Origin of the sequence: uncultured Cyclobacterium sp. (genome assembly GCF_963977555.1) — a bacterium.
GTDB lineage: Bacteria > Bacteroidota > Bacteroidia > Cytophagales > Cyclobacteriaceae > Cyclobacterium.
The window spans coordinates 105,513-126,434 of record NZ_CAXBPD010000002.1 but is presented as its reverse complement, the minus strand read 5'-3'; the positions used below and the strand labels follow the sequence as shown (position 1 = coordinate 126,434).

Annotated in this window: 11 protein-coding genes; all 11 read right to left on the bottom strand. The window is 40.6% G+C overall.

What is annotated here, in order from left to right; genetic code table 11:
• Positions 1 to 19: 19 nt before the first annotated feature.
• Positions 20 to 3,352: a hypothetical protein gene (locus tag AAC073_RS02865; protein WP_339922328.1), complete on the bottom strand. Its 3,333-nt coding sequence runs from the start codon at positions 3,350 to 3,352 to the stop codon at positions 20 to 22.
• Positions 3,353 to 4,372: 1,020 nt separating this feature from the next.
• Positions 4,373 to 6,475, bottom strand: coding sequence for an alpha/beta hydrolase-fold protein (locus AAC073_RS02860; protein ID WP_339922327.1), 2,103 nt, complete (start codon positions 6,473 to 6,475; stop codon positions 4,373 to 4,375).
• Between the two features lie 502 nt (positions 6,476 to 6,977).
• Positions 6,978 to 8,429, bottom strand: a complete 1,452-nt coding sequence (locus tag AAC073_RS02855; RefSeq protein WP_339922326.1) for a sulfatase — start codon at positions 8,427 to 8,429, stop codon at positions 6,978 to 6,980.
• Between the two features lie 121 nt (positions 8,430 to 8,550).
• A complete protein-coding gene (locus tag AAC073_RS02850) occupies positions 8,551 to 8,931 on the bottom strand; it encodes a PH domain-containing protein (RefSeq protein ID WP_339922325.1) in 381 nt (126 codons plus the stop codon).
• A 432-nt stretch (positions 8,932 to 9,363) separates the two neighbouring features.
• Positions 9,364 to 11,061 (bottom strand): sulfatase, encoded by a 1,698-nt coding sequence (locus AAC073_RS02845; protein ID WP_339922324.1) that lies wholly within the window; start codon positions 11,059 to 11,061, stop codon positions 9,364 to 9,366.
• 703 nt (positions 11,062 to 11,764) lie between these two features.
• Positions 11,765 to 13,126, bottom strand: a complete 1,362-nt coding sequence (locus AAC073_RS02840) for a hypothetical protein (protein ID WP_339922323.1) — start codon at positions 13,124 to 13,126, stop codon at positions 11,765 to 11,767.
• Between the two features lie 141 nt (positions 13,127 to 13,267).
• Positions 13,268 to 15,061, bottom strand: a complete 1,794-nt coding sequence (ggt, locus tag AAC073_RS02835) for a gamma-glutamyltransferase (protein ID WP_339922322.1) — start codon at positions 15,059 to 15,061, stop codon at positions 13,268 to 13,270.
• 98 nt (positions 15,062 to 15,159) lie between these two features.
• Positions 15,160 to 16,197: a bile acid:sodium symporter family protein gene (locus AAC073_RS02830; protein ID WP_339922321.1), complete on the bottom strand. Its 1,038-nt coding sequence runs from the start codon at positions 16,195 to 16,197 to the stop codon at positions 15,160 to 15,162.
• Positions 16,198 to 16,355: 158 nt separating this feature from the next.
• Positions 16,356 to 16,907 (bottom strand): RidA family protein, encoded by a 552-nt coding sequence (locus tag AAC073_RS02825; RefSeq protein WP_339922320.1) that lies wholly within the window; start codon positions 16,905 to 16,907, stop codon positions 16,356 to 16,358.
• A gap of 257 nt (positions 16,908 to 17,164) precedes the next feature.
• A complete protein-coding gene (locus tag AAC073_RS02820; protein WP_339922319.1) occupies positions 17,165 to 19,012 on the bottom strand; it encodes a CocE/NonD family hydrolase in 1,848 nt (615 codons plus the stop codon).
• Between the two features lie 291 nt (positions 19,013 to 19,303).
• A complete protein-coding gene (locus AAC073_RS02815; protein WP_339922318.1) occupies positions 19,304 to 20,881 on the bottom strand; it encodes a SusD/RagB family nutrient-binding outer membrane lipoprotein in 1,578 nt (525 codons plus the stop codon).
• Between the last annotated feature and the right edge of the window lie 41 nt (positions 20,882 to 20,922).

The window sequence follows — 20,922 nt, the reverse complement described above, 5'->3', positions numbered from 1 at the left end:
TTAATGATTTTTGCAGGTTTTAGAAATTATATTCATAATGCTCCTTGATTTGTCCATTATCATCTTTGATAGTCCTCAAGCGTCGGAAAGCATCGTAGTCATAATAAACCGTGTAATTTCTTGAATCTGTAATGGTTTTCATATCACCCATCGAATCATAGGTATAAGTTGTCATTTGGGCATTTGAGGGATATAGGCGAAGCTCGTCGAGATAAATACCACTACCCGTTATTTCCACCGCATTAGTTGTTACTTCTCGCACAACAAGTTTCCATGCAGTATCCAAAATTTCTGTCTGCCCCAGAAAAATCCAATTTCCTTTACCGCTAGACCTTCTCACCCAGAATGTAAGGAGAAATTTATTTGTAGTGTTTGCACCAATTCCGGATTTGGAAATACTTCCTGTTCCCAAATCATAATAATTACTACCTGTTTTTGCATTAATGGAGGAAACAGGATTGCCGTAATAGGCCCAGCCCCCTTTTTCTTCTGTTTCAAATGAAGTATGTGAAATATCTGATGACAAAGCATTTTCTACCTTAGCGATAGGATTTCTTTGATCCTGGTTCCAGATATAGGCTGTGTTTTTGATTCCATGAATAAAAACATCATTTAAAACATGTGTTAAAGGATCGTAGTCATAAGAAGCTTTTTTTTGGTAACCAGTTGGTATAAATAAATTATGATTATGAGTTGACGGAGGAATTAAAGATTCACTTTCATATTTGTAAATTTCGCTTGGGTCCCCTTGATCATTATACCTTAATACTGTACCATCAATTAAATTATCATTCTTAATAATTTCTGTTTTGATTGCTTTTCCGATAATATGGTTGTTCTTTAGTTTAATGATATTAGCGACACTATTGTTATAATCCTCAGGATAATAATATCTTTTTTGAGTTTCATCCCTTTTACTATCTGTTAATTTTTCAAGTGTCCGAAATTTATGGTGAATACTAGTGTATTCGAATTCCCTTACAGTAACCAAAGGGTTGGTTCCGTTCCTATTAAAATGGGTGATCGTTTCTTTTTTTTGTGCTACCCAGTTTGCAGGCAAATAGTATTTCCCATGTATAAACCCATTGTATGGATTACCTGAACTAACGTCAAATATTTTATATCCAAAAACATTGGCCCGGTTAGGATAAAAATATTCATACATTTTCATGTTTTGAAGTTGCATTGATTCATTAAAATAATGAACACTTTTTAAATGTCCCCTTTTCCAATCTGTATCATACATTGGAAGGAAAGGAAATTGACTACAAATATTGTTTCTTAGAGTATATTTGCTAAGTCCACCTACTGAAGGGGCCGGTTGAGTTAAGGTACTATATTGAGTTTCAAAAACATCTACAGGTGCATCCATATCTGTATAATCCTGAGGATTCCACATATTTGGATAAGTATATGAGGTTGAATAGGATTTTAACGTATATCCATTGCCACTCTCGAATTCAATGATTGATCCATATCCAACTGCTTGACCTTGTGTTGAACCTAAAATAGCTTGAGGTACTGTTGAAATTTTTGTCACATTTTTATTAGGATGTGTAAAGCCAACTTTGCTCCAGTCCCCGAAAACTGAAATCATATCTCCCGGTGGCATTGTTGTAGTTTGTCTAACTCCACGCCCTCTACCTAGCAACACATAAAAATCTCGTGGATCATTTATTAATTGTCCAGAGGAAGAGTTACCCTTAATATATGGTGGATTCATAGATGAATTAAAATCTTTATAGATGAATGTTTTTTTATTTGTAATTAAATCATTACTATCATGGTTGACTATTGACCCGATTCTCAAACCACCACCAATCCTATACCCTTCTTCTGGGTCATCAAAATCATTGGATTCAAGATTGTATACCCTATACCCCCCAGTTGGATAAGAAATTTTATGCAAGGCGCAAGCTTTTACCGCAATGGAGTCGCCTTCTCTATTAGCCCCACCAACAAAATTATTTGTTGAATAACCATCCATTTGAAGAAACATTTCAAACCATTGACCAGCGTAAACGGTCCAAGTAATCTCAGGTATTAATGTACTGTTTCCAGCGTCATTAAAATAACCCCAATGATCTTGATTTACCGAAAGTCGGTAAGGAAGATTATACAAAGTTGGATTGACATCTGTATAATAGTCCAATTTGTAGGGAGGTTGAGAATAGGATTTATCACCCGATAAAAAAGTAACCGCATCCAACTTTAAACGATACCTTAAGTGTTCAAATGCAACTATATCTGGAGCACCAAACGCTGCAAAATCAGAGTTGAATTCCGGGGCAACAAAATAGCTGGTATTAAATTGAACATGCTTAACTGGTTCATCATGAAGATCATAAAATGAGATTTCATCCAGCGCAAAACTCGGCATATTACTCCTATAATCGAGTCGGGGAGATGTACCTACACTAAATTTTATACTACCTGAACTTGATGAGCTAATACTTTCAAGAAAAATCTCATTGCTAATTCCCCAATGTAGTTCTGGAGCAGGCCATCCATAATGATCTATATTTTTACCTTCATCAATAAGAAGAGATATTTTTTGGTTATAATAATGCTTTGCAACCCTTTTAGAGTAGTTAAATGTGATTTCCCCACCCTGAGGTGATACAATTTTTGTCAAGTACCATGAAGTAGGGATCATTTCACTAAATTCGACCGAATAAGCTATGTCAATTTCACCAAATTCATAAATTATTCCATTCTCATCAGTAATTATAAATTTTGAATTAATTGCACTTGTTGCACTACTTGGGTTGCTTTTTACAAATTCAATTTTAATGTCTTCATACTTATAAAACTGAACATCTCCCTTTTCGTCGAAAACAAATTTCCCAGTTCTATTACCAAAATTGTAATAAAATATATCAGGTTCAATATCATATAAATGCGATTTATTTATCGCTTTGAACAAAATATTCAAATCATCGAACCTTCCTGTATCAGGATTTAAATCTGGAAACCCAATATCTAAACGTGTGGGTAAAATATCCCCATCTTCACCCGGTCTTTCCGCCATATCCCTTTCCTCTCTTGTAATCACTCCTCCAGCATTGAGACTCCAGCCTAATCCTACCCAAGAAGCTATTTCATCCACTTTTATACCGCTGGCATGATAGGATAATGTAATATCTACAATGGCTCCTTTTTCATTTATTGAGCCGATTGGAATAGTAATAGGGACAAGCCCAGTATAGGAAGACTCAGGTAAATCAACATACTTTGAGAATGCATAGGCATTTGGAGAGGTTGGAGCAATATCAAAATTAAAGGGATCACTTTGAGCCAAAGATAGGGGTATATATAAGCTGAATATTATAAGCAAGTTAAACTCTTTCATTTTAGCTATTTATTTTTATAATCATCCAAATAATATAACCTATCTTCATTTTAAACTATTGTACCTGCATTAATTTCTCTGAACTTTCAGTTCTTTTTGAATTTACATCTCTCCTACTAAACCATATTCACACACCTACTCAAATCACAGACACACTCACTAGGTATTAAACAGAAAATATCATAAACATCATCTCCTCTCGTCAGTTCAGGCGTATAGTTACAATATTGGGTAAAACAATAAGATTAGCGACTCATTATGGTGGCATTATAGTAATCATCCTGAATAGACAAATTGTCCTGACCCAAAATTTCAATGCTGTAATAAATGAAGACGAATAAAAACAAGTAGAAAGACTTAGCTATCATATCCAAGGTTTACTTAAATAATAAGAGAACTTTTAGCAATTTATTTGGTTCAAAACCTATATAAAATCTCGATCAAAATGCTATTCAAATTAATCCTGTTTCTTTTCTTCATTAAAATAAACCACCTTAATCCTACCGAAAAACAATAGTTCAATTGCAATAAAAAATATCAAATTTATACTCGATTATTCGATTGTTAAAAAACATCACCTATTAAAAATAATAAACTGTAATTTAAAAAACAAACCTAATATTCAATAAATAAAAATTTTATATCCAATATCAACATCTAAGCATGACAAAAAAACATAAAATATATACTTGGTATACGTTTGAAATAATTATTAAAAAAACAATGTTATATACATATCAAATCAAAAAAAAGTCAGGTTAATCAGTGATGACAATAGCTAAGGGTGCAATAAAAATGGAAATATAACTCAGGCTGGTAGTTAATTCAAAAAGCGTTATATTTGGCGATTAAACCCATTTGAAGACGTTAATTAAGTAACAAAAATTAGCTATTAACAAATAAGGCCTGGGTAAAATTATCATAAAGCGTTGTACAGCCTGCCCTATCTTACTAAGACCCATTTCCATTTTACAAAAAGAGCTTTCAATATCTAAAAGTAAGTTTTTTTCATTATTAGGATTAAAACTCCGCCCCCACCTTCACCCTTCTAAAATGAAATTGATTGGCATAGATGGTGGCATTGGAGGTGCTGTCGTTTTTGTCATTGTAGAGGCTTTCGGCCTTTAGCCAGAGGTCCAGTGCTTGGTTTTGGGGTGTGCCTTTTGAGAGAATCAGTGGGGTGGTCTCAGTGGTGGCGCTGGCCTGATTGTGGCGCTCCAGGTAGTGCATGTTGTTGACGCTTATATAGGGCTGTGCCGGATGATTGAGCAGGTAGGTGGGGTGAAAGGTATTGGTGTCCCTTGGGGCCAGGCCCTGTGGGAGGCGCAGGTAGAGCATTGCTTCCTCTCCTGCTTCCCAGATGCCATTGCCATTGCCTTGCCCTCCTGACAAATCCTTAAATACAATGCTATCCATTCCTTGTTGGTAGATCGGTACCTCGGGCACAGTTCTACCATCCAGAATGATAAGGTCTTCCCTGGGGCTGTAGACGGCCTTGGGGGCGACAAAGGCCATTAAATGAACCGTATCTGCTTCTTGCTGAGCTGGCCTGATCACAAAATCCACTCCGGCTAAAAAACTGGAATCGGAATAGCGCCCAAAGGTAAACTCAAAAGCATGCTTGCTATCGATGGCTTCTTTGGCTTCCAGTGCAGGGATTGTGATTTTTTCGGGGGTAATTTTTAGATGGGGATGGGTGCTTAAAGGCATGATCTCGATGGCTGTTGCAGGGGCATTGCCTATATTGACCAGAGAAAAGGCCAGGCTATCTGATTTTCCTTCCTCAAAATAAAAATGCTCTTGGTTGTTAGGGAATAGCATCCCTAATTGGGCTTTAGGCGCAGCTTCTTTGTTGATCCCCAGCCAATGGCCACCACCGGACAATTCAATGTCAAGCTTTCCTTCTTTGTCTGCCCGTACAAGGCTGTCTGCCTCAAAAGCATGCGTGGAAAGGTTAAATCGCCGAATAAGGTAATTCTCTTCAGGTGCATACCCACCTGCCGTACTGACAGCGATGCTTTCTTCCTGGATAATAGGACCATCGGGAATAAAAGTTCGGGACAAAACCTTCATTTTATTTGCTGTTGCCCTTTCTATCAGGGTGAGGGCTGGGGTTTTCCGTTGGATCTCAAAGGCATTCCCGAACACTTGGAAACTGTTAAAACCGGGATTGACATGGTTCCATTTAGTAGGCAGGACAGGCGCCTTGGCAAATTCATTGCGGTGAAAATCCAATTGCTGCTCGGTATCTGCTGTCCAGTGATTGGGGTAGTCAGCGGTATGGGTTTCAAAATGGCTCAGGCCAGCACTTCCAAAAAGCTGGGTCATGTGCCAGTTGTTGTACTTGAGCCAGTCCCCATCGGTCTTGGTCAGGCGTACTGCCAAACCTCTGAGTGAGCGGTGCATTTCCAGGATGGGGAAAACCACCTGTTTGCCTTTGGGACCGTATAAAGGATGGTTATTGGCAGGATCAAAAGCACTGACAGAAGCCACCAGGCCTTTGTTTTGTCCGGCTACATAATAGGAAGTCAGGCCGCCCATGCTTAGCCCAGTGATGGCTCTTTTGCTGCGGTCGGGAATGCTTCGGAAATTTTGGTCTACGTGCTTTACCAGCTCCCTGAAATGGGCGCTAAAATCCCAGCCCCAATGTTCTCGCTCGGCTTCATGGGCACGTACATAATCATAAGGCAGGGCATTGCCATAAGGTATGCCTTCCCGCTCTTTTTTACCTGGGGAAAGATTGGGTTCATAACCATCCCAGGTGACGATGATCAGGTTTTTTTCTTGGGCATATTTCTCCCATTCCATCACAAAGGGAGGGGCTATCCTGCCATTATCCGGATAGTGCACATCGTCTTCCAGGTCATAAGCATCCCATTTGTACCTGCCCCCATAGCCATGAAAATAATACACCACCGGGTATTTTTTCCCCTGTTGGTCGGCATAATCTTCTGGCAGGTAGATCCTGTAGTTTCGCTCAGTAGCGAAAGCATCACTGTAAAAGGAAACGTCCTGATAGGTTTCGATTTCAGGGGATTCGCAGGACAGGAGGCTTAGCAGGACAAGGAGTATTGTGAATCCTTTGCAGGATAGTAGGTGGCTGAGTGGTTGGGTGAAGGACATAGTGGTGACTTTTTATGGTTAAACCTTGATGCTAGGTATGATTTTGTCAGCATTGTTGCAAAAAAAGGCAACAATACCGCCAAAATCGATTGGTGTTTTATTCCGTTTTCCGTGGGTTGACACCACACGGTTATTATTATTGAAGCCCTTCAGGCTTCTTCGGGTTCTTTAGAATGGACTTCACAATCTTGATAAAATTGTGAACATTATTTTCTCGGTATTAAATCATTACAATATTCCAAACCAAAATCGATAGACGTTTATCCCACAACCTAATATAGCAGTATCGTTGTGATTTTGTCAGCATTGTGGCGAAAAAAAGGCAACAATACCGCCAAAATCAGGTCATCCCTATTGATTTGCCAGGGGCTAACACCCCTGGCTAATGTATTTCGCCCTTCCAGGGCTGGCAAAAGCAGGCACTTAGTGGTTCTCCTACTCGCTTAATTGTTGCCAATGTATTAAACTAAAATTATCCATTAAAGACCTAAACCACTTATTCTTACCTGAATGGATTGGTGCCCCATTCGTATCTTTTTTCCGGATCAAAATCGGGATTGGGTACGGGGTTTTGAGCATTGGTGGCTACTTGCCATTTTTTTAAGGCCTGCATCATTTCGGCCAATTTATCTGGATAACTGAATTTCAGGTCAGTCATTTCTATGACATCGTACTTCAAGTTGTACAGGTCAAATTCCCCGGTAACCAGGTTCTCAATTAATTTCCAGTCGCCTTTCCTCAAGGCAGACATGGGAACCTCGTGGTGGTAAACAGGATAATGGGTAAATACTTCTCTTTCCTTGTCAAAGGTATTTTCCGTTAAGGAAGAAAGCATGGATACCCCATCTAGCACTTGATTTTTTGGCCTATCCCCTTTTCCAAGGTCAAGAAAGGTAGGGTAAAAATCTACACTTGAAACGATGGCCTCTGAAGTACTGGCTGCTTCCACCTTATTGGGCCAGCGTACGATTAACGGCACCCGAATACCTCCTTCAAAAAGGGTTCCTTTTCCTGCCCTATAGGGCGCATTGGAGGTGGCGATATAGCGTAGCGGATGCTCCTCAGAATAGACATCCTGGCTTTCTCCTCCCAATAAAGGAATGTTGTCAAACCGATTGTCTACTCCCCCATTGTCGGAATAGAAGATAAAAACGGTATTGTCCATTAAGCCCTTGTCCTCCACTGCGGCCATTATAGCACCCACACTTTCGTCAATATGGGTAATCATGGCTGCATACACGGCATTACTGGGATAGTCAGGGTCTTTGGGTTTATTCAAGTATTTGTTGATAAGGTCTCTGTCTGCATCCAATTGTACATGCACATCGTAATGGGAAACAAAAAGAAAAAAGGGTTCGGTTTTGTTCTCCTCAATAAAATCAATGCCCATTTTACTAAGGGTTTCGCTTAGCCGGTTTTCCTGCTTCCCTTTGTACGCCGGGACAAACTTGGGATGGTAAAACCCTCCACCTGCATACATATAGGCCTGGTCATATCCCCTACTGTTGGGCAGGTGCTCAGGGTTGTTTCCCAAATGCCATTTCCCAAAATAACCGGTTTTATAACCCGCAGCTTGCATGGCATTTCCAATAGTGGTAATTTTATTGGGCAGGTGCTGTACCTGATGATGGGGAACGGTCACTTCCTCATTGGGGCGCCAATGGCCTGGTATAAAATCGAAGATTCCTACTCTTGCCGGGTATTGACCCGCTTGAATGCTAGCTCTGGTAGGGGAACAAACGGGAGCAGCATAGGCATTTTTATACAATATTCCCTGACTGGCCAGTTTGTCAATATTGGGGGTTTCATTGAATCGATTGCCATAAGCCGGTAAATCCCTGCCTCCAAGATCATCCGCCATGATCAACACAATATTGGGTCGGTCCTGGCCCAAAACATTGTGAGTGAGTAAAACAATGCCAAGAAAAAAAAGCGCTTTAAGTAAGTGGTGCATGGTTTGGGTTATATTGGGTGGTTTATTTTTAGGTAAATGTTCTATTAAAGGTTGCAGAAAGCCCGGCTATTTTTGGCTTTATTTCTTGTATATACTTCTGATTATGAGAATTATAAAAGTATTAGCCCATTACAAAGCTTGCCAACAGCTTCTGCACTTCATAAACATTCACCGACTTGTTAAACTTTTTGCTTACGGCAGGTTGGTGGTCACTGGAAATCCAAATTTTCAATTCTGCATCCAAATCAAAGGTCCCTGCTGTTTCTATACTAAACCTTGAAATACTTTTATAAGGCAGAGAAAGGTATTCGGATTTCCTTCCCGTAATCCCTTGTTTGTCTACCAAAATCAATCGCTTGCTGGTAAAAATAAAGGTGTCTCTAATCAGCTTAAAGCCCGTTTCGATTTGTTCATCTGGTATTAGAATTTTACCAAAGTCTTTTAGAAGCATTTCTTTATTAACTGTTCCGGCATTGCCTAATAATGAATTGAATAATCCCATAAAATTTTGTTTAGTGTATTTAGTCTGTCCCTAAGTAAAGGATTAAATCTACTAAATATTGTGGAAAAAAAGATTTTATCGAAAGGATTATCTTTGAACGGTTTAGGATAAAGTAGCGGTATTGCTAAGGCAATTACCTCTCCGGATTCTACCAAAAAATTTACTCCATATTTAATTTCTACTTCGACTTGATTTTTTATAATATTTAGGAAAGAATTCCCCTTTGTCCCTCTTTTTTGAAGGGGGATCCTGATCTTTCTAAAATTGTCGGATGGGTACCTGATTTTGTATTTACTCAGATCATTCCAATTAAATCAATTGCGCTTTTATTTGACTCTGGAGGTACATTTTATAAAAAATATCCCCTGCCGCCTATTAAAGATGACAGGGGAATAAAAGCCTTGAAATTTAAAAGCAATTGGTTCCTAATACTTATTTATCTGAAAGCTCTCGCTCCTCAAATATTTTATCTAACAATTCGGTGTTTTTACCTCCTGCGTAGGATTCCCTTTCCTGAAGAAAATCCAGGTACTCGTTCAGGTATTTTTGGGAGATTTCGGAGTTATCGCCATATTTTTCTCTTAAGCCGTCCAGTTTTTCATGCAATTCCGCTTGAACGTCGGCATAAGCAGGATCGTCATAGACATTTTTCAGCTCCATAGGGTCATTGATTCTATCAATAAGTTCCCACTCATCCGCATCAAAATAGTAATGCACCAGTTTGTACTCTTTAGTGACAATGGCATAATGACGTTTTACCATGTGCACAGAGGGGTATTCGTAATAATGATAATATACCGCATCACGGGTCCACTCTCCTTCTCCTGTCAAAAGTGGCAATAGGCTTTCCCCCTGCATATCTTGGGGAGCTTCTATTCCTGCAGCTGCCAGGAAAGTCTGCGCAAAATCCAGGTTTTGAACCATTTCATCCGTTTTGGTGCCTGCAGCTACCCTACCAGGCCAAGCTACCAACAATGGTGTTTTAAAGGATTCGTCATATACAAAGCGTTTGTCAAACCAGCCATGCTCACCAAGATAAAAACCTTGATCTGACGTATACACAATAATGGTGTTTTCCATCAGGCCATTGGCCTCCAAATAGTCCAACACACGACCTACATTTTCATCCACAGCCTTAATGGTACCCAAATAATCCTGCATATAGCGCTGATACCTCCATTTCATTTTATCCTTATCCGTCATATTGGGATAGGCTTTCTTAAAATCCTCGATCATAGGATTGTAAGAGGCATCCCATACCGCTCGCTGCTCAGGATTCATACGTCCAACTTCGCCATCAAAGGCCGCCTTGTCCCAGCTGGAATTGGGAGCAATGCCCAATTCATCCATCACTGACGGTGGGATTTTAGAGTCGCCTCCCCAGTGCATGTCCGTAAGTAAATTCATTTCAGCTTCATGCGCCGCACGACCTCTTCCGGAATAATCATCAAAGAGCGTAGCAGGCTCCGGGAAAGTTCTTTCAGTAAACTCTGCTACATGTCTTCCGGCAGGTAGCCATTCTCGGTGTGGTGCTTTGTGCAGGTAGAAAAGCAAGAAAGGATCTTCCTTTGTTCGCTCATTTTCTAACCAGTTGAGTGTCATATCAGTGATAATATCTGTGACATAACCCTCCACTTGAATTTTCCCTTCATCCTTGGTAATAAAATCCGGATTGTAGTATTTCCCTTGTCCGGGTAGGATTTTGAACTGATCAAAACCTTTGGGGCTATTGCCAAAATGCAACTTGCCAAACATGGCTGTTTGGTAGCCTTCTTCCTGAAAAATCTGCGGGAAAGTCACATTGGTGGTGTCAAAAGGAAAATGGTTGTCTACCTTTCCATTGATATGGCTGTGCTTTCCTGTCAAAATCGTGGCTCTGGAAGGGGCACAAATGGAGTTTGTCACCGAGGCATTGGTGAAAAGCATACCCATCTTTGCAATTCTATCAATATTTGGGGTTTCGAGCAGTGTATTGTCATAAGCAGAAATGGCCTGATAGGCATGATCATCTGACATGATAAATACTATGTTCGGACGATCAGAGGTCTCTTGCTCTTCAGGTGGTTGACTACAGCCTGTAAGGCCAAGAAACAGAAGCAAACCTGCTATTATAGAAGAATATTTTTCCATTAAGTATATGATTTATTGTTATAAGTAGGAAAATTAGGGCTTTGGGATAATAATAAAAAGTTTTTTTCAAATTAAGCCGGATTAGGTGCCTTTGAGTAGACTAATTTACTAATTCCCATCTGGCAGGCAAAAAAATGCTATGGATATAAGTAAATATGATTTTGTCAGCATTGTTGCAGAAAAGGCGCAACAATACCGCCAAAATCAAGATCGTTTAGATTTCCATTACCACGGGCTTCACCCGTGGCTATTATAGTTTCAGCCCTTCAGGCTTCTACGTTTTGAATTAGGAATACCAAAACCGATGCCCAACAATAATATAGAAGGAAGGCAAACCTAAAGAATCAACTGGTCAAATGTTTAATTAACCAAAAAAAAAACGGGCTAGAAGCTGTTCAAAATCCAAATTCATGCCCCCCTTTAGAGAAAGGGGGGGTTCGTGTTTTCAGGACTGACTTGTTCGTACCTGATTTTGCATTTGGTTGGCCTATTACATTCTTTCCGTAACAGTATTAAATTCCCAAATCAGCAATTCCTCCTTTAATGAGGGATTTAAAATTATCAGGATAGGCTGATGCGTATCTGAATAACGCTAGCTTTTGAAAACCGGACCAATAAATAAAAAAAGCGTCATCTATGAGGGGAAAAACCTCGTAGATGACGCTTGCAATTTTTTGAAAATGCCTTTAAGCTGTCCCGATTTTTATTTTTTAAACCTTTCAGGAATAATAAATTCATAGCCTTTAGGAGGCCATGGTCCTACACTTTGTCCTTCTGGACGAGGGGCCGTAGGTCTTATAGGCTCAAATCCTGCTGCGGAATATTTGATATTCAAGAATGGGGTTTCCATCTTTTTACCATCTACAAGAGAGCGGATACCCATATCTGAAATACCACTGGTAAGCAGTGTTCTTTCCACTGGAGCGGTAGGCTTGCCTGTAACAATGAACTTCTGGATATTAAGTGTCAAGTAACTGAAGTGAGAATAGCTCATGCTATGGTCTAGCACAAACTCAGTAGCCACCTGTCCTTGAGCAGTATTGGCAGCATAAGCCCAACCTTGATTGACATAACCGGTGAGCATCACAATCGCTCCCTTGGTACCATCTGTGTATTCAACAATAATGGCATTTGGCTCTTCCACCAAATCCCTCATATTCCCTTCTTTTCTACCTTGTATTTTATTACAAGCAGCATTCACCAACTCAAGGTTGATACGACCATCATCCATGGCTTTCCAGACATCGGCTCCACTAAGTCCTAGTACACTGGACACACCAGTTTCCCCTCCTTCTCTTCTTTCCACCATGCATTGCAGAATCTCTGCCACATGAAAGCCATAAGCATCCAAAGAGGCATAACCAACACCTACTGCTTCAGAAATTTTTACACCTAGAGGATGCTCCAAAGGTTTATCCCTCCAGCAAAATGGCAAAGAAGACCCTGCCATCATGGGTACATTTAGTTCCTTAGACCTGTCGTAAACCCACTTGCTATCCAACCAACTATAAGCCAAATGCTTGTCAGAAAACAAAGGGACAGATTTGTTGGAGGCATCAAAGACCCTGAAAATCTGCTCAAGGTAATTCATCCGAGGGTACATTTTTATCCCATAGCGACTCTTGTCATAATCGCCATGCTCTCCCACATAAATCACGGCATCTACAGCCAGTTTGTCCCCTCCAAGGGTCAGGGCTCCGGCAATGGTATCGTACATTTTTGCATCGTTCATACCTGCAATTTGTACCCCAGTATCATTGTCGCCAATTTGATCAATCCATACTGACACAATCTTTACCTGAGGGGCCACCATTCCATCATCTGTAGGGATACCTGCAAAAAGCTTGGTGGCGATAACATCGGCATGCGCACTGTTTCTGTAAATGTTAGCAATCAGTGCGACGGTCTTTTGAGCAGATGCAGGTTTATCACTGTTCAGCTCAATGACCTTTGCCATGGCTTTTGCTTCAGACTCCCAGAACATGCCCGATAAATTAATTGCCGTAGCGGCCAAAGCTGACTTTTTTATAAAATTTCTCCGTGGATTTTCTTTCTCCTTATTCATGATTATTGCCAATAGTGGTTAAAACCCGAAAGAGCAATAGCTATTCTATTACAGCGTTCCGGTTCTTTAGTTAAGATTTCTTGTCATTTATGCATTAAGCTTAATGAGCAATGGAAAATTAAGCCATTTGCAGCCTTTATTTTACCAGCCTACTGCATAACCATTCCGTCTTGGGTCAGCCCCCCCCATGATCCAGCCAGTTTTTCTATCAACGGAAACACCTTGCGCTCCGCCTACTGTCATGGACCAATCTCCAAGGCTTGTATCCAAAAGGTAGCCCATTTGCCTTAAACTTTTGAGTACCTCATTGTCCACCCTTGTTTCTATAATTATTTCCTTGGCTGGAACAGATCCCAATTCATCTTTCCAACGGAATCTTGGCGCGCTGATGGCATCCTGAATGTTCATGCCGAAATCAACATAATTCATGGCCACCTGAGGTACAGACTGCAAAATCCCAAAACTTCCTGGAGAGCCTACGACCATTTCAGGTTTGCCATCTATGTGAAATTGCATCATTCCTCCTACACACCAGCCTACGGCTTTCCATGGCTCAACACTATTGGCCAATCCAGGTGTTTTTTCCATCCAATCAATGGCGCTATTGAAAATCAAACCGGTTTTGCCAGCTACATAACCGGAACCGAAACCTCCACCATGTGTCTGAATGATCACCACAGCATTGCCCCATTGATCCATCGCTGAAAGACTGGTAGTTGCATAGGTGTACTTTGGATCCATATTGTCTTTCAAATTCCCCAACAACTCAAGCTCAGCCTCAGTGAAATCACTTTTGTGTGCAATTTTACGGTTTTTCACTCTTTCTATTACTTTCTTGCGCTGACCATCAATATAACTATCTGAAAGCAACCTATCTACCGGAACATCTACATAGTCAGGGTCACCAACATACTTGTCAGTATCTATTCTACTAAAATAAATGGCTTCCATCAAATGGGCAAGGTATTCGGTGCTGTTGTGGCCCATGGCTTTTAAGTCAAAGCCTTCCATGATTTTCAGTGTCTGCAACTGCTGAATCCCCATACCTGGAGGAGGGTTATTGTAGACTTTATATCCTCTGTAGTCTATAGAGATAGGTTCTGTCCATTGGACACGTCCTGGAACCATTGCCAAATCCTCTACCGTTATAAAACCACCGTCTTTTTTAAAAGCAGCGGCTATTTGCTGAGCAATATCTCCTTGGTAAAACACCTCAATTCCTTCGTCAGCAATTCGGTTCATGGTTCTAGCCAATGGCTTATTGGTAAATATATCTCCAATTTCATATGGATTTTCGCCGTCCTTAAAAAGGATGGCTACAGATTCTTTGTGGGGCTTTACCCTTTCCACTGTTCCTTTCCACATGGCTTCATCAAACTCTGTGATGGGTATTCCATTCTCTAAATATTCAATTGTGGGCGCAAATACTTCTTTGAGAGACATGGTTCCATAATCTTCCAATGCCCTGTTCCAACCTGCAAGGTTACCAGGAATGGCAACGATTTTTGGCCCTACTGTTTCAATGGCGCCATGGCCTGCACCATCTGCAGCTTTGGCTTCACCTTTTAAAGATTGTGTCTTAAAAGATTTTGGCACCCAGCCACCAAAAACGAGTGACCTGACCTTGTCATCTTTGGCAGAATAATAAAGCATGTACCCAACACCAGCTGTACCAGACATATAAGGTTCTACGGCATTTAAAGAAGCCGCCGCTGCCACTATGGCATCAATGGCATTCCCTCCGTTGGCCAACATTTTTTGACCTGCGAGACTTGCCAAAGGGTTTGCTGAAGCAACCATCCCTTGTTTCCCAATTGCCGCAGGACGAAGGTTGTCTTTGGCTACCTGAGCGAAAGTATTTGCGATAGTGGTGATCATGATCACTCCTACCAATGCGCAGGTAAAAGCGAAGTGTTTTTTATAGTTGGTTTTCATATTTAAATCATTTATTGTTTTAATGACTCTGAATGTATAAGTCTGGAACAAGACCTTTGCAACCAAAGCTTTATTTAAAATAATATGCCCTATTGAAATTAATTGGACACATTTTTACTGACATTTGAATTGTCTAGAATAGACTCTGATTGAATTGCTGAAGTGGATTCTGGGGTCTTTTTTCCATTCCAATAGGAAGCCAAAACCGAAGAAGTGAATCCCATCAGCGGGCCACAAACTGCGGAAGCCAAGCCTACAGTTGCAATTTTACCCATTTCTTTGGCAATTCCTGAAACAAGCCCAGCATTTTGCATGCCTGTAGTAAGGGAGATGGTTCTACAATGTTGCTCTTCCAGTTTGAAAAACCTTGCCATCCAATAGGCAGAAAAATACCCTGCCAAGTTTAGCACCAACACCATAAATACCAGCATCATGCCCATATTCAGTAGGCTTTCCCTTCCTGCTGCCATAATTATAGCCACTATTAAAGCGATGCCTACCATAGAAACTATAGGCATAGAAGCATCCAACCACTTGGCCTTTCCGTGCAGGAATTTATTGAAAATAAGACCTGCCCCGATAGGAATCAGCACCATTTTCACAATTCCCCACATCATGCCTAATACATCTATTGGAATGAACCCTCCTGCATAAAATTTCATCAAAACAGGAATAAATAGTGGTGCCAAAAGGGTCGTCACCGACACGATGGTTATGCAAAGGGCTACATTGGCTTTTGCCAGATAGGCCATAACGGGAGAAGCAACTGAGACTGGTGCACACCCCAATAGTATAAGGCCAGCAGAAATTTCCGGAGAAAAACCGCTTACAGTAGCCAGTCCAAAGGCTATCAATGGCATCAATAAAAACTGGGCCACTACTCCAACAATCACTGATTTGGGGGATTTCCCTAAGGCGATAAAATCTTTGATCCCCATGGAGGTCCCCATTCCAAACATGATCACTTGAATCAGAGGAGTAATTAAACCTGCCAATTCATACCCCTTGAATTCAAGAAAATAATCGGGGAAATACAATGCCGTGGAAACGACTGCAAGTATTATTAAGGTAAACGAAAGTCCTTTTGTTGCTGGAAATGCCCTAACTCCAATGGCTGTCAATAAAAAAAATGCCATCAGAATCGGGCCTAAGTAGCTTGTATGCTGAGTGAATAGCAACACCAATACTGCTATGAAAAGCAAGATGGCGCAGGCTATTATAATTTTATAAATCCCATGTATTTTCAAAGCAAATGGTATTATAAATGTTAGGTGATTGATTTAATGTTATGGATCTATTCTTCTTTCAACTCTACTATCATTTCAATTTCTACAGGAATACCAAAAGGTAAAGAACCCATACCTACAGCAGAACGCGCATGTTTGCCACTCTCCCCGAATACTTCAACCATAAAATCGGAGAATCCATGCATAACTATTGGTTGTTGCTCAAAAGTAGGTTCACAATTCACCATTCCAAGCACCTTTACAATTCTTTTTACTCGATTAAGGGAACCAATGGTGTGTTTGAGGGATGTTAAAAGTGATATACCAGTTAACCTGGCGGCCACTGCGCCTTCTTCTACAGTCAGCTCAGAACCAACTTTCCCTTTCATGTATTCGCCATTTTCCTGCATTGGACCATGTCCGGAAAGGAAAATAAGGTTTCCGACCTGAACTGCCAATACGAAGTTAGCCGTAGGATCGCCAGGGGTTTCAAGGACAATTCCCATTTCCTTTAATTTGGCTTCGGGATCGTTACCTGAATTTTGTGCAAAAATGAGTTGCATATGGCCTAACAATAAAACTATTGTCAGCGATAGTATTTGGTAAATTTTAATTGTCATAGTGGTAGTAAATTTAAAATTTATGGTGATAAAAGACCTTCAAATATGCGAATCTTAATTTAAATCAGGCATTTATTGATGATTTTGGCTGGCCATTTTTGATGAATGGTACAATTCTACCGTAAATCAGGGTACTCTAGCACCCTAAGCACCTGCATTGGTATTTTAGTAAATAATCCATTCCCCGAATTAACTTCAGAGAATGGATTAGCAAATTAGTGGTTATTCGTAAATGGTGGTAATCTTATTCTATATTTTTAAAAACCTGAAACAACAGGCAAAACTATGTGACTAGGCTTTGGCCCTCCATGATGTATCGTTTGTTGGGCTATCCTCGTCTCAGTGCTGGTACCCAATGGAGCTCCCGTATTCGGGTTCCTATCAAACTGTGGAAAATTACTTGAAGTAATGTCTACCCTAATTCGGTGACCAGGAAGAAACACGTTGGCCGTTCCAGTAAGGGTAATTTCGTATTCATACACCTTATTGGGTTTCAATAGCTCTAATTTATCTGTTCCATTTCTGAATTTAGCTCGTAATATCCCTTCAGATATTGGGTAAGCACTTCCATCAGGGTAAACATCTACCAGCTTGATCATCCAATCTGTATCGAGCCCGTCTGTAGCTGCAAATAGTTTCATGGAAACTGGTCCTGCAATGCTTACAGGATCTGTCAAAAACTCAGAAGTATAAACCAAAATATCGTTTCTCCTCTCAAGGGTCCGCTGGTCTTTAGGCCCTGATGGAGTGGGTGTACCACAACAATTGTTTCCTCCATAAGTAGGAACAGGGACTTCTGGATCATAGGCATAATGGTCTTGGGCTGCTTTGCTTGGTTTTTCAAAACTTAAACTACCCCCTCCTCTTACTGAATTAGCCGGCGCATCTCCACCAAGGTACAATTCTTTGTATACTGTACCAGGAATAGGCCAGTCGTCTTCATGGCGCCATTTGTTTTCACCCATGTAGTATATTTGAACTGGCTTTTCTTTGTCCAAACCGTTTTGAATACCTTTCAGGTAAAAGTCATAATACCTCAATTCATTCTCAAATAGATCTACATAAGCATCCTCGGTAAATTCCATGTCCCCAAATGCTGTAGATGGACCATGCCCCCAGGGCCCGATAAGTAATTTAGTACCTTTTCTGGCCTCAGGAGTTCCACCATTGTTTTTCATGCCCACGTATCCGTTGATGGTACCCATCACGAAGATATCAAACCATCCTCCGGTGTTGTATGCAGGAACGGTGATCTTACTAAATCGCTCTTCATCACTTACGGATTTCCAGTACTCGTCATAAGACTCATGGGTCACCCAATCCCTGTAAAAGGGAACTGCCTTGCCCGCACTGACCAAATCTCCATCCATAAGTGGCAAATGATACAGTATGTTCTCATATTTTAGTTCCTCTGGAGTGTAAGCAGCCGTGTGCCAATTTTGTGGTAACATGATTTTGTTTGGCATTCTTACCACTCCCCAACCATAATTAAAGCTTAGTCTAAAAGCGCCTCCCATGGTTATCCAGTTGGCATATACATTGGTAGAAGCTACAGAAGGAAAGATTGCTTTTAAACTTGGAGGCGTTTGACTGGCTGCTGCCCATTGATTATGACCCAAATAGCTACCGCCCTGGGTGGCCACTTTTCCATTGGAGCACTCCAGTTTTGCAGCCCACTCAATGGTGTCAAAGCCATCATTGGCCTCATCTCTAAATGGGTCCCAAACACCCTCACTTTCATATCTACCTCTGACATCCTGAACAATGGCTACATACCCTCTTTGGGCAAACTTGGTCATGCGTTCATGGTGCACTCCCTCTCGCTGTACACCATAAGGTGTACGTGTCAAAATAACAGGATATTTACCCTCCTTTGCCGGCCGATAAATATCGGCATAAAGGATCACTCCATCCCGCATTTTTACTGGCTGATGTCTTTCAATTTTGATCTCGTTCAGTATTGTTGAATTAGATCCAGGATAGTCATCCGCATTCACCATCCCTATAGGGACGATCCATAATAAAGCCAATAGCCATTGGGATTTACCAAAAAGTAGCTTTAAAATAAAGGAATTTTGACTAATCGTTTGTTTTTTTCTCTTCATATTTAATTTGATCGGACTATTTATCAATACCATAAAACCCAGATTATACAATAGAATTCAGTCAGAAACTTGAACACGGATTCGTAAATCCTGTCGCTGAGGTAAAGTTGATAACAGCAACAAAGTGGCTGTTATTATCCGCCAGGGCGGATCAGCACGTAATAGATATTCCGTTGCATATTTCGGGTTGAATAGCGATTGCAAGTTTTGAGTTAAAGCATAGGCCTGGGTTCGATTTTTAATTAGATCAAACCCAGGTTATATATTGAATGCAATTAGAAATAAGATAACCTACCTCGGGAATTTAGGATCCCACCATACAGTACTTGTCAATAAGTTCCCAACACCTTGACGATCATAGGCTTCCATAAAATTATCCTCATTAAGGTTCAATTCGGTATCTGGAATAATAAGCCTTCTAGGGATGGTACCACCTGTAATATTACCAGGATAGTTGGTTGGTGTCAAAGTTGGATAATCTGTTCTTCTCCAGTTGGCAAAGATTTCATAATTGTCAAGAAACAGAGAAACCCACTTTTGGGTACTAATTTGCTCGAGTTTTTCCTCAAAGGAGCCACTTTCCATAAATGGATTTTTAACAATATAAGCCTCGATTTTTTCAGGAGCAATTACCCCTTCATCTCCAAACAATGCCCAATGTCTCATACCGGCCCTTACCGCATCTTCATAGGCGGCTTTGGCGCTTCCACCATACCATCCTCTAATGCTGGCTTCTGCAAGCAGTAGATTGGTTTCTGCATTTGTCATTGTTAAAACAGGGCTGGCATAATTCAGCACTGTATTTGGATGTGGCTCAGAATAGGTGTGAAAGTCATCCGGTTCGCCAAATAAGGCACCGTTTTTCATTCCTCTTTGGATATTTGTGGCCGTATCATAAACATAACCATCGCCGTCAGGATTATCTACCCAAACCACTGATATCACATTCAACCTAGGGTCTTCAGTAGCTTTAAGGTGTTCAATAAAGGTCTCAGCATATTTACCTCCTTGCGTATTACTTACTCCTGCCTGAGGATTTTGGTAATCTTGAACAAGGAGGTTAGCCGCTTTAGGGTTTCTACTGTGTTCGATTTGGCCATCTAGGTAAGAAACCTTAGCAATTTCGTCATCCTCTATTATTACACCACCTGCAATGGCTTTTTTGGCCCAAGTTTCTGCAAGGTCAGGTCGTACTTCTGTTAAACGCATGCTCAATCTAAGCATCAGAGAGTTGGCAAATTTTTTCCATTTATCTATATCCCCTCCATAAAACAGGTCTGAAGGTCCAAAGGTTGGCAAAGAAGGATTAAAGGCTGCAGCTGCTTGCTCCAATTCATTTAGCATGTCTTCATAAATTACTTCCTGGGTATCATATTTAGGCTGTAAATTACCTTCTGAACTTTTCAAGGCCTCAAAGTAAGGCACATCTCCATGGACATCTGTAACAATATGAAACATATAGACTTTCCAAATTCTTGCAGCGGAAAGCATGTTGATGGAATTGGGATCTTCCTTTACTACATTGATCACCCGCTCATTGTCAGCAAGAGCAGTATTGTAAACTGCCCAATGACTACGCGCTGCACTTTCATTGAAATATTTATCCCCTGTCCCTCTAACTTCTGAGTGGGTAGAAAATTGTTGCATTGCCTGAGCAAAGATAAAATGCTGCCCATCAGCCCCATTGGTGAAGTTAAAGGCCACACCATCCAGCATTGAATTGGAGAAGAGGAATTCTGGAATCACTTCTTCATAGGCGTTTGGGTTTTTATTCAAGTCACTGAGACTATCCGTAAAGTCATTACAGGAGGTCATGACCACCACTGCCATGGCTAGACCTATTTTATATATATTTGAATACTTTTTCATAATATCATATTGGTTAAGAAATAAATTGGTAAGATTCAGGA